This is a genomic window from Kitasatospora sp. NPDC127111, from assembly GCF_042677465.1.
GTDB lineage: Bacteria > Actinomycetota > Actinomycetes > Streptomycetales > Streptomycetaceae > Kitasatospora.
Window position 1 is genome coordinate 40,466 of sequence record NZ_JBHXTG010000007.1, and the last position, 20,342, is coordinate 60,807.

The following is a 20,342-nucleotide window of genomic DNA, read 5'->3' on the forward strand; positions in this document are numbered from 1 at the left end:
GGCACAGCCGACCGGTCGGGCGCCACGCCGGACCGGGTACGGGAAGGCCCTGCGAAGGACCTCGACGGGGCGGCAACCTCACCGACCCGGGCGGCCGCCCAAGGGTGGAGGGAGGGCTCCCACGGCCGTTCCTTCCTTCGTCAGGCCTCAGAAGAGGTCAGCCGGGCCACGACGTCGGCGCCTTCCCGTGCGAAGACCGGGATGCGCTCCAGCGGGGCCTCGGCGTCGGTCGTCGTTCCGCCCTCCAGCACGCGGCCGGTGGCCGGGTCGCGCCAGCGGGTGCCGGACGGCAGGTACACCCCGCGGGAGCGGGCGCCGGCCTCGTACACGGGTGCCACCAGCAGGTCGGGGCCGAGCAGGAACTGGTCGTCCACCTCCCAGGCACGCTCGTCGTCGGGGAAGTCGAAGAACAGCGGGCGCATCGGTGGGGCGCCGGTGCGGTGGGCGTCCTCCGACAGGCGGTGCAGGTACGGGCGCAGGCGCTCGCGCAGCGACAGGTGGTCGCGGAGGATGCCGTACGCCTGCTCCCCGTACGACCAGACCTCGTTCGGCCCGCCGGTCATGTCCGTGGCGAAGGCGGGGTGGTTGGGCTCGCGGTCCCCGTGCAGCCGCATGACCGGGCTGAAGGTGCCGTACTGGAACCACCGGATCAACAGCTCACGGTACGCCGGGTCGTCCGGGTCGCCGCCGAAGAAGCCGCCGATGTCGGTGTTCCACCAGGGGATGCCGCTCATCGCGACGTTCAGCCCCGCCCTGATCTGGCGCCCGAGGGAGTCGAAGGTCGTGGGGATGTCGCCGGACCACAGCAGGGCGCCGTACCTCTGGCTGCCCGCCCAGGCGGACCGCACCAGGGACAGCGGCCGGTCCTCGCCCGCCGCGCGCAGGCCGTCGGCGATCGCGCGGGCGTGCTCCAGCGGGTAGAGGTTCGCGGCCTCGGCGGCCGGCCCGGCCGCGTAGACGGCGCGCTCGGCGAGGCCCGGGGGCACATCGGGTTCGCAGGCGTCCAGCCAGAAGCACGCCACACCCAGCGACCGGTAGTTGTCGTCCAGCCGCTGCCACAGCGCGGCGCGCGCTCCGGGGTGGGTGGCGTCGTAGTATGCCATCGGGCGGATCAGCGCGTCCCCGCTGTGCCGGGACGGCCACGGGAAGGTGAGCAGGCCGCCATCCGCGTCCCGGACGAGGTGCCCGGCCGAGCGCAGCGCGTCGTACGCGTCGCTGTCGGGCTCGACGGTGGGCCACACCGAGACGGCGAGCTTCACGCCGAGGTCCGTCAGCTCCTTGACCATGGCGGCGGGGTCGGGCCACTCGCTCTCCTCGAAGCGCCAGTCGCCCATCCTCGGCCAGTGGAAGAAGTCGCAGACGATGACGGACAGCGGCAGTCCGCGTTCCTTGTACTCCCGGGCCACGGCGAGGAGTTCGTCCTGGGTGCGGTAGCGCAACTTCGACTGCCAGAAGCCCGAGGCCCATGCGGGCAGCAGGGGCGGACGGCCGGTGGCCCGGGTGTAGGAGTCCAGGATCCGGGCCGGGGTGTCGCCGGCGGTGATCCAGTAGTCGATGCGCCCGCCGCCGTCGGCGGTCCAGCGGGTGGTGTCGGCGCCCAGTTCGACGCGGCCGGTGGCGGGGTTGTTCCAGAGCAGTCCGTAGCCGCGCGAGGAGTGCAGGAAGGGGACGGCCGCCACGGTGTTGCGCTGGACGAGGTCGATCACACAGCCCTTCTGGTCGAGGCGCCCGTGCAGGTGCTGCCCCAGTCCGTGCAGCCGTTCACCGTCGTAGGCCTCGAAGGACTGCTCCGTCCGGCCGCCGGCCGCGTGGACGCGGGAGCCGGTGTGCAGCGCCTGCGGACTGCGCTCGGCGAGGAGTTCGCGGCCCGAGACGGCGTGGCGGAATCTCAGCCGGCCGTCCGCCGAGGCCTCGACGGCGATGCCGCCGTTGACCAGGCGGGCACTGCCGTCGTCCGACACGGACACCTCGGCGTGCGGGGCGGGCCGCGGGTTCTCCAGCGCACCGGGGGCGGTGGGGTCGATGGTCCCGGACGAGGCCCGCACCCGGACGGCGTCCGGTCCCCAGGGCTCGACACGGAGGATCTCTGCGGCGGTGTGCCGTTCCAGGGCGCCCGCGCGGATGTCGTAGGACAAGGGTCGGTTCCTCTGCTCCTGGGGTCGGTCGGGTGGTGTCACCGTCGGTTCCGGGCTCCTCCGTCGCGCGGGCCGGGCCCGCCACCGCCGGCGAAGCGGTGGCGGGCCGGTGTGCGGTGGTGCTGCCCCGGTGTCTCAGCCCCAGGGCTGGGCGACCAGCCAGCTGGTGTCGGCGGCCCAGCTGGTGCCGCTGTCCCAGCTGTTGGAGCCGCCGTTGCTCGCGATGTAGGCCGTGTAGTTGTAATGCCGGAGGTACTTCGTCGGGAAGTTGACGGACTGGAAGGAGGTGCCGGCCCCGCTGTTGCCACTGGTGGCGCAGAAGGTGGCGTCCTGGGCGAAGGTACCGGAGCCGTTGTCGAAGTCCAGGTAGAGCTCGTAGTTGTAGTGGTGCAGGAACTGTCCGGGCTTGTTGGCGGACTCGAAGGAGAGGCAGGAGCTGTTGGCGAGGCCGGCGCGGACGATCCAGGTGGCGTCGGCCTTGTCGGTGGCCGGGCTGGCGGAGTTGGTGGTGGAGATGACGACCTTGTTGTCGGCGTCGTCGTGGCGGAGGTAGTGCGAGGTGCAGCAGGGCGCGGTGGTGGCCCGCAGGGAGATCCGGGAGCCGGGCGTCAGCGTGCCGGTGCCGGTCGAGCCGCTGTGGTAGCCGGCGGCGGTGATGTTGGCCTGGACCGCGTTCTCGGTGGCGTCCGACGGGTAGCCCTGGGTCATGACCCCTTCGTAGAAGGTGCCTTGGGCCCACTTGCTGTTGTCACCCCCGATGCCGAGGATGATCGCGCCTTCCTTGTGCATCGGGTTGTAGCCGGTGGCGTTGGGGCGCACGCCGTTGTAGAAGGTGGACAGGCCGCCCGACTGGGCGTCGCCACCGCGGAGGGCCCACTGGTTCGGGCCGCCCTTGAGCATGGCGGTCAGGAACCGGTGGTCGACGCTGGGGTCGTTGGCGTTGAATCCGCGGTTGACCCCGGAGAACAGGCCGTTCTCCAGGTCGGCCATGACCCAGGGGCCGTTGCCGCTGCCCGAGCCCCAGCTCTTGTTGTCGCCGAAGTAGAGGGCCTCCATGTGGCCGTTGCCGGTGTCGAGGTTGTTGGTCTCGGCGTTGCCGTAGTCGAAGCAGCAGCCGCCGTTGAAGTGCGTGCCGTCGAAGATCGCGTACATGCCCTCGGGCTGGTCGCCGGTGGCGATGCCGTTGGTGTTGTTGTTGCGGTAGCCGGTCCCGGGGGCGACGGAGACGCCGTACGCCTTGTGCCCGCCGACGGTGACCGGCGCCTCGAAGGCGTTGGCGAGGTTGTCCGGACCGCCGGCCGCCCCGCCGGCGGGCGCCTGGGTGAGGTGGTTGCCCCTGCCGGACTGGTCGTAGAGGACGGTGATGACGCAGCCGGTGCCGGCGCAGAAGGAGTCCTGCGCGGCGGCGTCGGCGTATCCGCCGGCGCTCAGCAGGCCGATGTCCCTGGTCGCGCTGTCGGAGGCGCGCCTGACCTGGTACAGCGGGCCGTTGTACGCCCCGTACAGGGCCCGGGTGGTGCTGTGCGCCGCCACGCACGGCGTGCCGCCGGCGAGGTAGAGGTCGCACGGACCCTGGGTGGCCGCCTGCGAGGGCCCGGCCGTGGCGGTGAGCAGGCCGACGGAGAGCGCGGCGGTCGCACCGACCGCGAGGAGGGCGCGCCTGATCCTGCGGATCGACGATTTGATCATGAAGTACTCCGTTCACAGGGTGGGATGTGAGGTGAGCGGTCCGGTTCGGCTCCGTCCGTCGTTGCCGCCGGACCCGGCTCGGGCTGCCGCTCGTCAGCTCCAGGGGGCGGCCACGAGCCGGCTGGTGTCCTGGGCCCGTGACGACGGTCGTGTGGCCAGGGACGAACTCCCTCACGGGTGGGAGAAGGAGGGCGTCCCTGTGTTTTGTTAGCGCTAACAATTCCGGCCGGGAAGAGGCGCGCGTGATGACGGCACGGACACCTCCCGTGCCGCAACGGGCATCACTATGACCAGCCGTCAGGACACCGTCAAGACATCGCGCATTGACGGACGGTCTGACTTCGACGTCGAGACGGCACCCGACGCCCGCGGGCCGCGCGGCAGGGCGTCCAGCGCGGCGGGTGTCAGGTGGCGTTCGGTGCGGCTCCGCATCGGCGACTCCGGCGTCGGTGGGGCGGACAGGAGCGGCGAGGCCCCGCGCGCCCGTGCGGTGGGCGCGCGGGGCCTCGTGAGGGGCCTGGCTCAGGCCGGGAAGGGCAGGTCCGCCTCGTGGGTGCCGGCCGGGCTGACGTGCAGGACGCCGTCCGGGCCGCCGATCCGCAGCTGCCAGGGGTGCGGGCTGTCGGTGGTCACCCGCAGGCGGTCACCGGTGCGGCTCACGTGGAAGCGGGCGGTCTCACCGGGACCGTCGCCGCGCGGGATCACCACGGTGCGCTCGGCTCCGTCGGCGAAGGCGTGCACCCGCAGCTCGACGCCGACGGCCCAGGCGGAGACCGGGCGCTGGTCGTCCGCGCCGAACGGGATGACGGAGTCGGGGCGGGCGAGCAGCGGCAGGGTGTGGAAGCCGTGCCGTTCGCGCACCCAGCGCGGGCCGGTGACCCGGTCGCCGGTGAGGACGTTGGTCCACGCGCCCTCCGGCACGTAGTACTCGACCGTGCCGTCCTCGGTGAAGACCGGGGCGACGAGCAGGTCGTCGCCGAGCAGGTACTGCCGGTCGAGCGTGGCGGCGGCCGGGTCCTCCGGGAACTCCAGCACCATCGCGCGCATCACCGGCACGCCGGTGGCGTGCGCCTGCTGGGCGGCGTGCTGGAGGTAGGGCGCCAGGCGGTGCTTGAGCAGGGTGAACTCGCGGGTGACCTCGACGGCCTCCTCGCCGAAGTCCCACGGCACGCGGTACGACTTGCTGCCGTGCAGCCGGCTGTGCGAGGAGAGCAGGCCGAACTGCGTCCAGCGCTTGAACACGGCGGGGGTCGGGGTGCCCTCGAAGCCGCCGATGTCGTGGCTCCAGAAGCCGAAACCGGAGAGGCCGAGGGAGAGTCCGCCGCGCAGCGACTCCGCCATGGCGTTGAAGTGCGATTCGCAGTCGCCGCCCCAGTGCACCGGGTACTGCTGGCCGCCCGCGGTGGCGGACCGGGCGAACAGCAGCGCCTCCCCCTCGCCGCGCTCGTCGCGGAGCAGCTCGAACACGGTCCGGTTGTAGAGGTGGGTGTAGTAGTTGTGCATCCGCTCCGGGTCGGAGCCGTCGTGCCACACCACGTCGGTGGGGACGCGCTCGCCGAAGTCGGTCTTGAAGCAGTCCACGCCGACGTCCAGCAGCGTGCGCAGCTTGTCGGTGTACCAGGCGCGGGCGGCGGGGTTGGTGAAGTCCACCAGGGCCATGCCCGGCTGCCACAGGTCCCACTGCCAGACGCTGCCGTCCGGGCGGCGCACCAGGTGCCCCTCGCGCATGCCCTCGGCGAACAGCTCCGACTTCTGCGCGATGTAGGGGTTGATCCAGGCGGAGATCCGCAGCCCCTGCCGCTTGAGCCGGGCCAGCATGCCGGCCGGGTCCGGGAAGGTCTCCGGATCCCACACGAAGTCGCACCACTGGTACTCGCGCATCCAGAAGCAGTCGAGGTGGAAGACGCTCAGGGGGATGCCGCGTTCGGCCATGCCGCCGACGAAGCGGTTGACGGTGGCCTCGTCGTACTCGGTGGTGAAGGAGGTGGTGAGCCACAGTCCGAGCGCCCAGGCGGGGGGCAGCGCGGGGCGGCCGGTGAGCGCGGTGTAGCGCTCCAGGATCGCCTTGGGGGTGGGGCCGTGGACGACGAAGTACTCCAGCGACTGGTCCTCGACGCTGAACTGCACCTGGCCGACGGACTCGGAGCCGATCTCGTAGCTGACCTTGCCCGGGTGGTTGACGAAGACGCCGTAGCCCCGGTTGGTCAGGTGGAAGGGGACGTTCTTGTAGGCCTGTTCGCTGCTGGTGCCGCCGTCCGCCTGCCAGATGTCCACCACCTGGCCGTTGCGGACGAACGGGGTGAACCGCTCCCCGAGGCCGTACACCAGCTCGCCCACGCCCAGGGCGAGCTGGCCGAGCATGTGGTGGCGGCCCTCGGCGTCGGTGACGAAGCCGGTGCCGCGCTCCCCCACCGAGGTCAGGACCCGCCCTCCGGCGGTGAACTCCAGCTGCCACGGCTCGGAGGTGTCCACCCGCAGCGTCAGTTCGCCGGCGCAGAGCTCCACGACGTCGCCGTCCCGGCGCACCTTCCCGCTCCCCGGCTCGGCGCCGGGCAGCGCGAACTCGGGCCCGCGCCGCACCGAACCGGCGTGGTGGGTGGTGCGCACCCCGATCACGCCCTCGGCCGGGGACCAGCACTCGACCGTCAGCAGCGGGCTGTTGAGCGTGTCACCGCGGCCGCGCACGTGCTTCACGGGCGCGTAGAGGGTCATCCGGTCCTCGCCGGTGCGGACGTCGGCGACCTCGGTGGCGTAGCGCGCGGTGACGCCCGGGCGCATCAGCCAGTAGCCGTCGGTGAACTTCATCGTGCGGGTTCCTCCGTCCGCGCGCGGTGCGCGGTGATCAGGCCCCGGTACCAGTGGTAGCCGTCCTCGGGCGTTCGGGTCAGGGTTCGGTGGTCGGCGTGGACCAGGCCGAAGCGCTGTGCGTGGTCCCGGGGTCCCGGCCTCGTGCGCGGGGTGGCGCCGGCGAACAGCGGTTCGGTCCAGACCTCGTTGTGCGGGACCTCGGCCCGGCGCGGGCCGGCGAGGTCCTCGGGCCGGTCGGAGGCGGCCTGCGACCGGTCGCGGTTGAGCGTGGTGCCGACCTCGCGGGCGCCGGCGGTGCGCAGCTCCCGCACGGCGAGGCCGTGGAAGCCGGCGGGCAGGTCCGGGACGGCCGGGGAGGTCGCGGGTGCCCCGGCACCGTAGGGCACGGCGCTCACAGCTCCGGTGCCAGCCCGCGCTCGCGCAGCCAGGCCAGCTGGACGGGCGGGGTCGAGCCGCAGCCGCCGGCGTGGTCGGCGAACGGCCACACCGTCATGGTGCGGTCCTCGCCCGCGTAGTGGTTGAAGGCGGCGTAGACCGTCCGGGGCGGGCAGATCGGGTCCATCAGGCCGACGCTGAACAGGGCCGGAGCGGTGGCCCGCTGGGCGAAGTGGACGCCGTCGAAGTAGTCGAGGGTCGCGAACGTCGGTTCCACCCGGTGCCGGCTGTGCCAGCGCAGGTACTTGACGAGTTCCTGGTACGGCCCGTCCAGGGAGCTCCGGGCGCCTTCGCGGTAGTGGCACAGGAACGGCACGTCCGGCATCACCGCCGCCACCCGGTCCCCGCCGAGCCCGGCGACGGCGAGGGACAGGCCGCCGCCCTGGCTGCCGCCGGCCACGACGATCCGGTCGGCGTCGAGGCCGGGCAGCTGCGCGACGGCTTCGACGGCTCGCACGCAGTCCGTCATCAGCCGCCGGTAGTAGTGGTGCTCGGGGGATTCGATGCCCTTGGTCATGAAGCCCTCGACCCACTGGGTGCCGTCGCCCGTGCCCCGGTCCGGGGTGTCGTGGCCCTGGCCCCGGCTGTCGACGACGAGTTGGGCGTAGCCGGCGGCGGACCAGAACAGGTGCTCGGTGGGCAGCCCGCGGCCGCCGGAGTACCCCTGGTAGCTGACGACGACGGGCAGCGGCCCGTCCACGCCGCGCGGTCGCAGCAGCCAGGCGGCCACCGGCTCGCCGTTCCAGCCGGGGAAGCGCACGTCGTCGACCTCGACGGTGCGCAGGCCGTACTGCGCGGTGACGCGTTCGGCCTTGACCGCGCCGCCGTGCGAGCGGGCCTCGGCGAGGGTGCGCCGCCAGAACTCGTCGAAGTCCTGCGGGGCGGTCGACTCGGGCCGGTAGCCGACGAGTTCGTCGGCACCGAAGTCGGTGACGGGCATGGGGGATTCCTCCGGGTGCCGCGAGTTCGAGGTGAGGTGGTGGGGCTTGAGCAGGGACGTGCGGGCCGCCTCCGGGCGGCTGGTGGCTGCATGGGTCGGCGCCCGGGTGGCGGGCGGGATCGCCCGGGCTGTGAGCCGGTCCGGAACGGGTGGCGGCCCGTCTCCCCTCCGCGACGGGCCGCCGGTGCGGGGGCGGCGGCTTCAGTCGGCCGCGCCGAAGCGGAACCCGGTGAGCCGGAAGGCGCCGTGCAGGATCAGGCTCAGGTCGTGCACGCCGTCGAGCGCGGCGGCGAGTTCGGCGGTGGTGCTCGTCCAGGCGTAGCGGTCACCGGTCACGGGCACGTCGATGTCGGCCAGCACCCGCCCGCCGGCCCGGGCCTCCAGCCGGGCGGGGCCGTCGGCGCCGCCCGCGCGGGCGGTCTCGACCTCGATCCGGGCGGCGCCGGAGAGGTCGACCCCGCGGAACAGCAGCGTCGCGGGCTGCCCGGGATCGGTGGGCGTGACGGCGTCGCCGTCGGCGCGGGTGGCGTCGACGATGGTGACGTCCGCGTAGTCGTCGAAGTCGACGGCCCGGACGGTCCGTTCGACGACGGCGCGGGCAGCGGGGGCCGCCCCGGTCACGGTGAGCGGCGTGACGAGGACCTCGTCCTCGGCCGACCGCGCCACGACGATCTCGTAGCCGCCGGGGTCGACGGCGAAGGCGCCCGTGGCGACGTCCCAGTGGGCGAACCGCTCGGCCGGCAGCCGGAAGGTCAGCTCGCGGCTCTCCCCCGGCTCCAGCCTGACCTTGCGGAAGTCGGCCAGGCGCAGCCGGGGCGCCGCGTAGCGGGTGTCCAGGGCCCGGACGTAGACCTGGACGACGTCGCCACCGGAGCGCCGGCCGCGGTTCTCCACGGTGACGGTGAGGTCGACCGCGCCCTCCGGGCCGATCGACGGCTGCGACAGGCGCGGGTCGCGGTAGGCGATGTCGGTGTAGGAGAGCCCGTGTCCGAACGGGTAGAGCGGCGTGGTCCGGTGGTACTGGTAGGTCCAGCCGGCCTTGATGATGTCGTAGTCGAGCGGGGCGGGCAGCGGGTCGTCGCCGCGGTACCAGGTCTGGGGCAGCCGGCCGGCGGGCTCGGCCTCGCCGAGCAGCACGGCGGCCAGCGCGTGTCCCGTCTCCTGCCCGCCGTGGGAGGTCCACACCACGGCGGGCAGGTGCTCGGCGGCCCAGTCGACGGCGTAGGGGTAGCTGCTCATCAGCACCAGTGCCGTCTGCGGGCGGACTTCGGCGACGGCGCGCAGCAGTGCCTCTTGGCCCCCGGGCAGGCGGATGTCGGCGCGGTCCTCGGTCTCGCGGCCGTTGATCATCGGGTGGTTGCCGAGGACGACGACGGCGGCGTCCGCCGTCGCGGCGGCTTCGCGCGCCTCGGCGCGGCCGTCGCGCAGCAGCTCGCGCTGCCAGCGCTCGGCGGTCTCCGGGGTCTCCGCGGTGACCGCCACCCGGCCGTCGGTCGGGTCCACGGCGGCGTAGCGGCCGGTGAGCACGTTGCGCAGCAGCACGGTGTCCTCGCCGGCCGGTTCGAACCGGAAGGTCTCCTTGACGAACCAGGCCTTGATGACGTCCTGGTCGGCCGCCAGGCCCTCGTCGTCCTGGAGGCTCAGGTAGCGGCCGGTGTCGACGGCGCGCAGCGTGAGGGCGCCACCGCCCCAGTCGGTCACGTCGAAGGCGGACTTGCCGAGCAGCTCGCCCGTGGTGCGGGAGCGCAGGGCGATCCGGTCACAGCCCTCCACCCGGACGATCTCGCCGCCGTGCGGGGCGAGGGCCGCGGCGAGGCCGGTGGCCAGGCCGACCTGGTACGGCATGGTGCCGCTGTACCAGTCCTCGAAGAGCGCGTCGGCGAGCGGGCCGATGACGGCGATCCGCCGAGTACCGGCGGGGTCGAGCGGCAGCAGGCCGTCGTTCTTGAGGAGCACCGTCGACTCGGCCGCGGCCTGCCGGGCCAGCACGCGGTGCTCCGCGCAGTCGATCACCTCCGGGCCGATCGCGGCGTACGGGTCCAGCTCGGGGTCGAACTCGCCGAGGCGGAAGCGCACTTCGAGCTGGCGGCGGACGGCGCGGTCCACGTCGGCGGTCTCGATCAGGCCGCGTTCCAGCGCCTCGCGGAGCCGGCCGACCACGGTCTCCGTGTCCTCGCCGTGGTCGGTGAAGCTGTCGATGCCGGCCTTGAGCGCGGCCGCGTGGGACTCGGCGTGGTCGTCGAAGTAGTGCTCCGGGTCGACCAGGTTGGACGGGGCCTCGGCGTCGCTGACCACGAACAGGTCGTGCCCGGTCGGCCGGGCCCAGCGGCGCAGCTCCGCCTCGATCAGCGGACTCACGTGGCAGGGGCGGCCGTTGACCAGGTTGTAGGCGGCCATCGCGCCGGTCGCGGCGCCGGAGGCGATGACGGGCCGGAAGGCGGCGAGGTCGTACTCCTGGAGCACGCGCGGGCGCAGGCCGGAGGAGGTGGTGCAGCGGTCGTCCTCGTTGTTGTAGGCGAGGAAGTGCTTGAGCACCGGGGCGGCCCGCAGGTAGTCCGGGTGATCGCCGGCCAGGCCCCGGCAGAACGCCTCACCGAGGCGCGCGGTGTGCACCGGGTCCTCCGAGTAGCCCTCCTCGTTGCGCCCCCAGCGCGGGTCGCGCAGCAGGTTGAGCACCGGGGCCCAGGCCTGCAGGGAGTTCGCCCCGCGCTCGGGGCCGCCGACGGCGGGCGGGCGGTGGTGGTGGAAGGCCCGCAGCTCGATGGAGACCGCCTCGGCCACCCGGCGCACCAGCTCCTCGTCCCAGCTGGCGCCCAGGCCGACGGCCTGCGGGAACACCGTCGCCACGCCCAGCCACGAGACGCCGTGCAGGCCCTCGCTGCCGGTGCGGAAGGGGCCGACCCGCAGTCGCGGCACCGCCGGCGCGTACTGGTGCAGCATCGCGAGCCGCTCGTCGGGCGTGAGCCGCTGGAGCAGGTCGTCGACACGCTCCCGCAGGGCGAGCGCGGGATTGCGGAAGCCGGGCAGGCCGGCAGCGGACACGGGCACGGAACTCACGGGGAACACCCTTCGGGCGGGCTCGGCTCGGCGACCGGATGATCGAAGCGTTTCGACGCTGGCACGCTCCGAGTGGCCTGTCAACTACCGCGTGAGCAAACGAGGTTGTATTTGTTCAGCCTCTTGCCCAATCGGTAACGCGTCGTTAGTCTCGCCGAAACATCCAAGCGCTTCGACGCCTCGACGCCTCGACGCTTCGATGTTTCACCGCTTCGACGGAGAGGGGCCACGCCACCATGGGATCCGGGTTGAACCGCAGAAGCTTCCTGACCACCGCCGCCACGGTCGCGGGGGCCGCCGCGATGGCACCGCTGCTGTCCGCCTGCGGCGGCGGCTCGGACAAGAAAGCCGGGGCGAACACCAAGGAGGGCCTCAAGGCCGCCCTGCCGACCTACGTACCCAACACCAACGCGGTCAAGCCGGACATAGCCCCCGTGCAGGGCACGGGCGACGCAGCGACCGACCCGGCCTACCTCTCCTACCCGGCCTCCCCGCCCTCCAGCGTCTCCGGCGTTCCGGGCAAGGGCGGCAGCTACACGGCGGTCACCCCGCTGTGGGGCACGGCCCCACCGGTCGGCAACTCCTTCTACCAGGCGATGAACAAGGCGCTCGGGGTCGACCTCACCGTCAAGCCGACGGACGGGATCAACTACAACACCATCATCCCGACGATGACCGCCGCCAAGAAGCTGCCGGACTGGATCAACCTGCCGGCCTGGATGAACAACACCTTCAACACCGGGGGGCTGGCCGGCACCCAGCTCGCGGACCTGACCCCCTACCTGTCCGGCGACAACATCAAGAAGTACCCCAACCTGGCCGCCCTGCCCACCGGCGCCTGGCAGCACGGCGTCTGGGGCGACAAGCTCTACGGAATTCCCTGCTTCTCCACCAACTTCGGCATCCCCGGCGCCACCTTCTACCGCCAGGACGTCCTCGACGCCCGGGGCATCATGGCCGACCAGATCAAGTCCGCCGACGACCTGATGAACCTCGGCAAGGAACTGACCGACGCCAAACGGGGCGTGTGGGCCTTCGACGACGTGTGGACCTACCTCCAGTTCTCCTGGAACGTCCCCATGAACTGGCGGATCGACAACGGCAAGCTGGTCCACCCGCTGGAGACCCAGGAGTTCCTGGAGGCCCTCGACTGGCACAACCGTCTGGCCACCGCCGGCTACATGCACCCGGACGCGCTCGCCGGCGACGTCTCCAACGGGGCCACCCGCTTCTACAGCGGCAAGACGCTCATCGGAGGCGGCGGACTGGGCGCCTGGAACCTGGCCGACCACCAGTCCGGCACCGCCGCGAACCCGAACTACCGGCGCGGCGCGTTCAACGCCATCACCGCCGGCGGCAAGGGCACGCCGGTGATCTACATGGGCGCCGCCGCCAGCATGATCAGCTACCTCAACGCCAATCTGAAGCCCGCCCAGATCGAGGAACTGCTCTCGGTCGCGAACTACCTCGCCGCGCCCTACGGCACGGCCGAGTACACCATGGTCAACTTCGGCGTCGAGGGCGTCCACCACACCCGGGTGAACGGCGTGCCGACCTTCACGGAGGAGGGGAAGAAGGACGCCCAGGTGACGAGCTACCAGTTCCTGGCCGCCGCCCCCTCCGTGACCAGCAACCCGGGCGGCGAGCAGATCACCAGGGACTACGCGAGCTGGTCGGCCGCCAACGTCAAGTACCTCACCAAGCCGCTCTTCTGGGGCATGAACCTCAGCATGCCGCAGGCCATCGCCTCGGCCGCGGCCGCGCCGAACGTCAACGACGCCATCACGGACTGCTACCACGGCAAGAAGAAGGTCTCCGAGGTGCAGGAGGTCATCGCCGGCTGGCGCTCCGGCCCCGGGGAGCGACTCAAGGCGTGGATGACCGACAACGTCCTCGACAAGTACGGCACCGGCCAGTGAGCACCGCGGCCCGGAAGCGCCCGGCCACCCACGCCGGCGACGTCGGCGAAGCCGGCGAAGCCCGCGGAGCCGGACCCGCGAGGCTCAGCTGGCGGACGAGGCTGCGGCGCGACAAGTCCCTCCTGCTGATGACGGTGCCCGCCGTCGTCCTGCTCCTGGTCTTCAACTACGTCCCGCTGTTCGGCATCGTCACCGCCTTCCAGGAGTACGACCCGCTGGTCGGGGTCTGGAACAGCGAGTGGGTCGGGTTCGACCAGTTCCAGCAGTTGTTCAACGACTCGGCGTTCTGGGCCGCGATGGAGAACACGCTGTACCTGAGCTTCGTCCAGCTGGTCCTCTTCTTCCCGGTCCCGATCGCCCTGGCCCTGCTGCTCAACTCGGTGATCAGCGAGCGGCTGCGCAACCTCTTCCAGTCCGTGGTCTACCTGCCGCACTTCTTCTCGTGGGTGCTGGCGGTCACGATCTTCCAGCAGATGCTGGGCGGCGCCGGCGTGCTCAACCAGTTCCTGCGCCAGCACGACATCGGCACCTGGGACATCATGACCAACCCGGACACCTTCGCCCTGCTGGTCACCTCCCAGGCGATCTGGAAGGAGGCGGGCTGGGGGATCATCGTCTTCCTCGCCGCGCTGAGCGCGATCAACAGCGAGCTGTACGAGGCCGCGGCGGCGGACGGCGCCGGCCGGTTCCGGCGGATGTGGCACATCACGCTGCCGGGGCTGCGCGGGGTGATCGTGCTGATGCTGGTCCTGCGCCTGGGCAACGCGCTGTCCGTCGGGTTCGAGCAGTTCCTGGTCCAGCGCAACGCGGTCGGCCACGAGGCCGCGGACGTCCTGGACACCTTCTCCTTCTACTACGGCATCGCCACCGGCGGTTACAGCTACGGCGCGGCGGCCGGGCTCTTCAAGAGCGTGGTCTCGCTCGTGCTCATCTGGGGCGCCAACCGGTTGGCGCACGCCTTCGGCGAGGACGGGTTGTACCGCAGATGACCAACGCCCTCACCCTCGGATCGCGGCGCTCGAAGCGGCGCACCCCGACAGCGGCCGCCCGGCGCCGCGCCTCCGCCCGCCCGCCCTGGGAGGAGCCGCCCACCACCATCGGCAAGGCCGCGAAGGGGATCACCCTCGGCGGGACGCTCGCCGTCATCCTGGTCCCGCTCTGGATCATCGTCCTGACCAGCTTCTCCACACCCGGCGCCATCAACCGGGCCGGCGGCCTGGTGATCTGGCCGGACGGCCTGACCACCGAGACGTACCGCCAGATGCTCGGCGACCCGACGATCGTCACCGCGCTGGGCGTGAGCCTGGGCATCACCGTGGTCGGCACCGCCGTGTCCATGGCCGTCTCCGTCCTGTGTGCCTACGGCCTCTCCCGGCCCCGGTCGTTCGGGCAGCGCTTCGTCCTGCTGCTGCTGATCACCACCATGTTCGTCGGCGGCGGCCTGATCCCGAGCTTCCTGGTCGTCACCGGCCTCGGCGGCTACGGCCAGTGGTGGGCGCTGATCCTGCCGAGCGCCGTCTCCGTCTTCAACATCCTGGTGCTCCGCGCCTTCTACCAGGAGACCTCCGCCGAGCTGATCGACGCGGCCCGGGTGGACGGCGCCGGGGACTGGCGGATCCTGTGGTCCGTCGTCCTGCCCACCTCGCGCGCCGTCACCGCCGTCACCGCGCTGTTCTACGCGGTCGGTTACTGGAACTCGTTCTTCAACGTCATGCTCTACATGCCGACGGACAGTGAGAAGTGGCCGCTGCAGTACGTGCTGCTCACCTACGTCAACCGGGCCAACGGCCTGCCCGGCTCGGTCAACTCCGGCTTCGGCAGCACCCACGCGCAGACCGCGCCGCTGTCCCTGCAGATGGCGGTCGTCGTCCTCACCCTGGTACCACTGGTGGTCGTGTACCCGTTCGTGCAGAAGCACCTGCGTACCGGTGTCCTCACCGGCGCGATCAAGGGCTGAGCCGTCCGCTCCACGCCCCACGGGCCCCCAACGGCCCGGGAGCGGTCCCCACGGACCCCCGTCGCACGACCGGGACCGCTCCCACCGGAACCGACACGAAGGAAGCACCACGATGGTGACACTCGCCGATGTGGCCAGGCACGCCGGCGTCTCGTCCAGCACGGTCAGCTACGCCCTCAGCGGCAAGCGCCCGATCTCCGACGAGACCAGGACCCGCATCGCACGGGCCATCACGGACCTCGGCTACCACCCCAACGCGGGCGCCCGGGCCCTGGCCGGCAAGCGCTCGCACATCATCGCCCTGGTCGTGCCGCTCAACCCCGAGGTCCACGTGCCCACCATGATGGAGATCGCCATCGCCGTCACCGTCGCGGCCCGCGAACACGGCTACGACGTCCTGCTGCTCACCAACGACGAAGGCCCCGAAGGCGTCCGCCGGGTCGCCGCCACCGGACTGGCCGACGGCGTCATCCTCATGGACGTCCGGCTCGACGACGACCGCGTCCCGGTCCTGCGCGCCGAGGACATTCCCGCCGCACTCATCGGCCTGCCCGACGACCCCACCGGACTCTCCTGCGTCGACCACGACTTCGCCACCGCCGGCGCCCTGTGCGCCGACCACCTCGCCGACCTCGGCCACCGCGACATCGCCTTCATCGGCTACAGCAGCGGCGTCTACCGGCGGCACGCCGGCTACGCCGAGCGCACCCTGAACGGCTTCCGCGCCCGCGCCGAACGACGCGGCCTGCGCTTCCTCCACCGGCCGTGCGAGGGCACGTACGAGAGCACGGCCGGCACCCTGGCCCGCATCCTCGCCGACCGGCCCGACACCACCGGGTTCGTCGTGCAGAACGAGGCGGCGATCGGCCCGCTGCTCACCCTGCTGCGCGCCAGCGGACGAACCGTCCCGGAGGACGCCTCCGTCATCGCCATCTGCCCCCGGGCGATGGCCGAGCAGCACGCCCCCCGGCTCACCTCCGTGACCGGCCCGCAGAAGGACCTCGGGCTGCTCGCCGTCGACCAGGTCATGGCGAGGATCGCCGCGACCACGGCGGGCTCGCAGCCCGCCGACCAACTCCTCCTGATGCCACCGGAACTCGTCGTCCGCGAGAGCACCGCACCGGCCCCGCGCCGCACATGACCCCCGACCGAAGGACACCTCCCCATGGACATCCGCCGGCTCACCGACCGCCTCGGCGGCCTCGCCTTCGGCGGCGACTACAACCCCGAGCAGTGGGGCGCCGAGGCGTGGAAGCAGGACGACGAACTGATGCGCCGCGCGCGCGTCAACCTCGCCACCGTCGGCGTCTTCTCCTGGGCCCTGATGGAACCCGAAGAGGGCCGCTACGACTTCGACTGGCTCGACACCCACCTCGACCGGCTGCACGCGGCCGGCGTCGCCGTCGACCTGGCCACCCCCACCGCCTCCCCCCCGCCCTGGTTCACCCTGGCCCACCCGGACGCCCTGCCGGTCGGCCCCGACGGCACCCGGCTGACGCACGGCAGCCGGGACACCTACTGCCTCACCGCCCCCGCCTACCGCCGGGCCGCCCGCCGCATCGCCGCCGCCCTCGCCGAACGCTACGGCGACCACCCCGCACTCGCCCTGTGGCACGTCCACAACGAGTACGTCACCCTCTGCTACTGCGAGCACACCGCCGCCGCCTTCCGCGTCTGGCTGCGCGCCCGCCACGGCTCCCTGGACGCCCTCAACGACGCCTGGGGGACGGCCTTCTGGAGCCAGCACTACACCTCGTGGGAGCAGATCCTCCCGCCCCGCACCAGCCAGTGGCACCACAACCCCGGCCAAGCCCTGGACTACGACCGCTTCTGGTCCGACGAGACCCTCGCCGCCTACCGCGAGCAGCGCGACGCGATCCGCGCCCACAGCGACCGGCCGGTGACGACCAACCTCATGCTGCCCGACTACCAGAACCTGGACCTGTGGGCGTTCGGCCGCGAGGTCGACCTCGTCTCCGTCAACCACTACCCCGGCGCACCCGGCGTCGACGCCGCGGCCCACGCCGCCTTCGACGCCGACCGGGCCCGCTCCTTCGCCGGCGGCGCCCCCTGGCTGCTGATGGAATCGGGCACCAACACCGTCTACGCCCGCGACCGCGTCCTCCCCAAGGAGCCGGGCGACATCCTTCGCCACTCGCTCGCCCACATCGCCCGCGGCTCGGAGGGCGCGCTGTTCTTCCAGTGGCGCCAGTCCCGGGCCGGCGCCGAAACGTGGCACTCGGCGATGGTCCCGCACGCCGGACCGGACAGCCGCACCTTCCGCGAGGTCACGGCGACCGGCGAGGCCGTCGCCCGGCTCGGCGAACTCGCCGGATCCACCGTCCGGGCCGAAGTGGCCGTGCTGCACGACTCCGACGCCTGGTGGGCCATGAACGTCGACGGCCTCCCGTCCGCCGAGCTCGGCTACCACCCCGCGCTGCGCCGCGCCCACCGAGCGCTGTGGGACGCCGGGCCGACGGTCGACTTCGCCCACCCCGAGCACGACCTGAGCCGCTACCGGGTCGTCCTCGCCCCCGCCCTGTTCCTGCTCACCGACGCGGGCGCCGAGAACCTGCGCCGCTACGTCGCCGGCGGCGGCACCCTGCTCGTCCAGCACTTCGGCGGCGTCGTCGACGAGCGCCTGCACGCCCGGCTCGGCGGCTACCCGGCGGCCCCGCTGCGCGAGGCGCTGGGCATCCGGGTGGAGGAGCACCGCCCGCTGCCGCGGGGCGAGGAGATCGCGCTCTCCGACGGCTCGACCGCCGGCTCCTGGAGCGAGTCCCTGCGCACCGAGGGCGCCGAGGCACTCGCCACCTACACCCACGGCATGCTCGACGGCAGACCGGCGCTCACCCGCCACGCCTTCGGCTCCGGCCACGGCTGGTACCTGTCCACCCGCCTCGACGACAGCGGCTACACCGCCCTGGTCGGCCGACTGCTCGCGGAGGCCGGCGTCACCCCGGAGCTGCCGGGCCTGCCGACCGGCGTCGAAGCCGTCACCCGCCACGCCCCGGACGGCCGCGCCTGGCACCTGCTGCTCAACCACCTCGACCAGGCCGTCCCACTCCCCCAGCCGGCCCACGACCTGCTCACGGACGCCACCGTGAGCCGGCTGCCCGCCGGCGGCTGCGCCGTCCTGCGCGCATTGTGAGCGCTCACTGAGTCCCTCCCGCCTCACCGAGGAAGTGCCACCATGAGCGACCCGCACGAGACGATCCGCTGGGGCCACGACGCCTTGGAGCTGGAGATCGCCCTGGGCGAGCACGGCACCCCGCGCCTGACCCGCCTCGCCGCACCCGGCGAGAAGAGCGCCGCCCCCCGCCGCAGCGCACCACTGCCGCTGGTGGAGGTGACGACCGCCGATCTCGGCCGCTACTGGTCGGGCCGGCACCTCGTCAACACCGTTCTCGGCGGGCGCCTGCGGTACCGCACGCACCGGACGACCCGGGACGGCGACTGGCACGTACTCACCGTCGAACTCCACGACCCGGAGAGCGGACTCACCGCCGAGGCGGTCTACCGCTCCCCGAACGGCCTGCCGGTGCTGCGCGCCGAGGTGGTGCTGCGCAACGAGGGACGGCGGACGCTGCACCTGGAGTCGGTCGCCTCGCTCGTGGCCGGCTGCCTCACCGGGGGCGACCCGGCGGACCTGGACGACGCCGACCTGCTGTGGGCGGAGAACGAGTGGTTCGCCGAATGCCGCTGGCACCGCCAGCCGCTGCGCGTGTCCTCGCCCGAACGGAGCGGCCGCTTCCACACCACCTCCGGCCGCAGCACCCGCGTCGTGGCCGGACAGGGCGTGTGGTCCAGCTGCGGCCACCTGCCGATGGGCGGGCTGACGGACCGCGCGTCCGGCCGCACCTGGCTGTGGCAGATCGAGCACAACGGCGGAGGCTGGCGCTGGGAGTGCGGGGTCCGCGACGACACCGCGTACGCCGCGCTGTACGGGCCGAACGACGCGGACCACGGCTGGCGCCACCCGCTGGAGCCGGGCGCCGAGTTCCGTACCGTGCCCGTGTCGCTCGCGCTGGCCACGGACGGAGGCCCCGACGTCGCCTTCGCCGGCCTCACCCGCTACCGCCGCGCCACCCGCCGCCCGCACCCCGACCACCGGCGGCTGCCGGTGATCTTCAACGACTACATGAACTGCCTGATGGGCGACCCGACCACGGCCAAACTGCTGCCCCTGGTCGACGCCGCCGCCGAGGCCGGCGCGGAGTACTTCGTCATCGACGCCGGCTGGTACGCCGACGAGGGCGAGAACTGGTGGCAGACCGTCGGAGCCTGGGAGCCCTCCGCCTCCCGCTTCCCCGGCCCGAACGGGATCCACGAGGTCCTGGACCGCATCCGGTCGCACGGCATGGTCCCCGGCCTGTGGCTGGAACCGGAGGCGGTCGGGGCCTCCAGCCCGGTCGCCCAGGCCCTGCCGGAGGAGGCGTTCTTCCGCCGCGAGGGGCGGCGCGTCGAGGAGGGCGGCGGCCGGTACCACCTCGACCTGCGCCACCCGGCCGCCCGCGCCCACCTGGACCGCGTGGTGGACCGCCTGGTCGGCGAGTGGGGCGTCGGCTACCTCAAGCTCGACCACAACACCGACCCGGGCTCCGGCACCAGCAGCCACCCGGGAGAGGCACCGGCGGCCGGCCTGCTCGGCCACAACCGGGCCCAACTCGACTGGCTCGACGGCATCCTGGACCGGCACCCGGACGTGGTGATCGAGAACTGCGCCTCCGGCGGCATGCGGATGGACCACGCCCTGCTCTCCCGGCTCCAGGTGCAGTCCACCAGCGACCAGCAGGACCTGCTGCGCTACGCACCGATCGCGGCCGCGGCCCCCACCGCCGTCACGCCCGAGCAGGGCGCCGTCTGGGCCTACCCGCTGCCCGAGGACTCCCCCGACGAGGTCGCCCTGACCATGGCCAACGCGCTCCTCGGCCGCATCCACCTCTCCGGGCGCCTCCCCGAACTCTCCTCGGAGGCACGGAACCTGGTCCATGAAGCGGTGGCCGTCCACAAGTCGATCCGCGCCGACCTGCCGCAGGCGCTGCCCGCCTGGCCGCTCGGGCTCCCGGGCTGGGAGGACCCGTGGATCGCCCTGGCCCTGCACACCCCGGCCGCCACCTACCTCACCGCCTGGCGGCGCTCCGGCGAGCAGACCACGAGGGATCTCGGCCTTCCCCACCTGACCGGCGCCGACGTCCGCGTCGAGGTGCTCTACCCGGCGTCCAGCCGGGCCCGCGCCACCTGGCACCCGGACACCGCCGAACTCACCGTGACCCTGCCGGCGGCCCCGTCCGCCGTCCTGCTGCGCCTCACCATGATTTCCACCGAGAGGAGTTGACGATGCCTCAGGCATCCGCGCGCGCCCCACCGCGCCGGCCCCGCATCCGAACGGAACACGCTTC

Annotated in this window: 12 protein-coding genes; 6 read left to right on the forward strand and 6 right to left on the reverse strand. The window is 72.6% G+C overall.

Annotated elements, in window-relative coordinates; translation table 11 throughout:
* Positions 1–140: 140 nt before the first annotated feature.
* From ACFVHB_RS06800 to ACFVHB_RS06825, 6 genes are all read right to left on the reverse strand, one after another.
* On the reverse strand, positions 141–2,135 hold the full coding sequence (locus ACFVHB_RS06800; RefSeq protein WP_380316206.1) for a TIM-barrel domain-containing protein: 1,995 nt from the start codon (positions 2,133–2,135) through the stop codon (positions 141–143).
* 135 nt (positions 2,136–2,270) lie between these two features.
* Positions 2,271–3,824: an alpha-L-arabinofuranosidase B gene (locus tag ACFVHB_RS06805; protein WP_380316209.1), complete on the reverse strand. Its 1,554-nt coding sequence runs from the start codon at positions 3,822–3,824 to the stop codon at positions 2,271–2,273.
* 522 nt (positions 3,825–4,346) lie between these two features.
* A complete protein-coding gene (yicI, locus tag ACFVHB_RS06810) occupies positions 4,347–6,629 on the reverse strand; it encodes an alpha-xylosidase (RefSeq protein WP_380316212.1) in 2,283 nt (760 codons plus the stop codon).
* Positions 6,626–7,027 (reverse strand): hypothetical protein, encoded by a 402-nt coding sequence (locus ACFVHB_RS06815; RefSeq protein WP_380316215.1) that lies wholly within the window; start codon positions 7,025–7,027, stop codon positions 6,626–6,628. Before ACFVHB_RS06815 ends, yicI begins: the two co-directional genes overlap by 4 nt.
* Positions 7,024–8,007, reverse strand: coding sequence for an acetylxylan esterase (locus tag ACFVHB_RS06820; protein ID WP_380316218.1), 984 nt, complete (start codon positions 8,005–8,007; stop codon positions 7,024–7,026). The genes ACFVHB_RS06815 and ACFVHB_RS06820 overlap by 4 nt, the downstream gene beginning before the upstream one ends.
* 201 nt (positions 8,008–8,208) lie before the next feature.
* Positions 8,209–11,064, reverse strand: coding sequence for a glycoside hydrolase family 3 C-terminal domain-containing protein (locus tag ACFVHB_RS06825; RefSeq protein WP_380316221.1), 2,856 nt, complete (start codon positions 11,062–11,064; stop codon positions 8,209–8,211).
* 248 nt (positions 11,065–11,312) lie between these two features.
* Between ACFVHB_RS06825 and ACFVHB_RS06830 the strand changes: the two genes are divergently transcribed.
* The 6 genes from ACFVHB_RS06830 (at position 11,313) to ACFVHB_RS06855 (ending at position 20,278) form a co-directional block, all read left to right on the forward strand.
* Positions 11,313–12,983: an ABC transporter substrate-binding protein gene (locus ACFVHB_RS06830; protein ID WP_380316224.1), complete on the forward strand. Its 1,671-nt coding sequence runs from the start codon at positions 11,313–11,315 to the stop codon at positions 12,981–12,983.
* Entirely contained in the window at positions 12,980–13,972 is a 993-nt protein-coding gene (locus ACFVHB_RS06835; RefSeq protein WP_380316227.1) for an ABC transporter permease, read from the forward strand. Before ACFVHB_RS06830 ends, ACFVHB_RS06835 begins: the two co-directional genes overlap by 4 nt.
* Positions 13,969–14,940, forward strand: coding sequence for a carbohydrate ABC transporter permease (locus ACFVHB_RS06840; protein WP_380316230.1), 972 nt, complete (start codon positions 13,969–13,971; stop codon positions 14,938–14,940). Before ACFVHB_RS06835 ends, ACFVHB_RS06840 begins: the two co-directional genes overlap by 4 nt.
* Before the next feature lie 112 nt (positions 14,941–15,052).
* Entirely contained in the window at positions 15,053–16,081 is a 1,029-nt protein-coding gene (locus ACFVHB_RS06845) for a LacI family DNA-binding transcriptional regulator (RefSeq protein ID WP_380316233.1), read from the forward strand.
* A 24-nt stretch (positions 16,082–16,105) separates the two neighbouring features.
* Positions 16,106–18,091, forward strand: a complete 1,986-nt coding sequence (locus ACFVHB_RS06850; RefSeq protein WP_380316235.1) for a beta-galactosidase — start codon at positions 16,106–16,108, stop codon at positions 18,089–18,091.
* Between the two features lie 42 nt (positions 18,092–18,133).
* Positions 18,134–20,278 (forward strand): alpha-galactosidase, encoded by a 2,145-nt coding sequence (locus tag ACFVHB_RS06855; RefSeq protein WP_380316238.1) that lies wholly within the window; start codon positions 18,134–18,136, stop codon positions 20,276–20,278.
* Positions 20,279–20,342: the final 64 nt, after the last annotated feature.

Excerpts from the sequence above, each read along its gene's own strand:
- ACFVHB_RS06805 (WP_380316209.1), bottom strand. The coding sequence starts at position 3,824 with ATGATCAAATCGTCGATCCGCAGGATCAGGCGCGCCCTCCTCGCGGTC.
- yicI (WP_380316212.1), bottom strand. The coding sequence starts at position 6,629 with ATGAAGTTCACCGACGGCTACTGGCTGATGCGCCCGGGCGTCACCGCG.
- ACFVHB_RS06820 (WP_380316218.1), bottom strand. The coding sequence starts at position 8,007 with ATGCCCGTCACCGACTTCGGTGCCGACGAACTCGTCGGCTACCGGCCC.
- ACFVHB_RS06840 (WP_380316230.1), top strand. The coding sequence starts at position 13,969 with ATGACCAACGCCCTCACCCTCGGATCGCGGCGCTCGAAGCGGCGCACC.
- ACFVHB_RS06845 (WP_380316233.1), top strand. The coding sequence starts at position 15,053 with ATGGTGACACTCGCCGATGTGGCCAGGCACGCCGGCGTCTCGTCCAGC.
- ACFVHB_RS06850 (WP_380316235.1), top strand. The coding sequence starts at position 16,106 with ATGGACATCCGCCGGCTCACCGACCGCCTCGGCGGCCTCGCCTTCGGC.
- ACFVHB_RS06855 (WP_380316238.1), top strand. The coding sequence starts at position 18,134 with ATGAGCGACCCGCACGAGACGATCCGCTGGGGCCACGACGCCTTGGAG.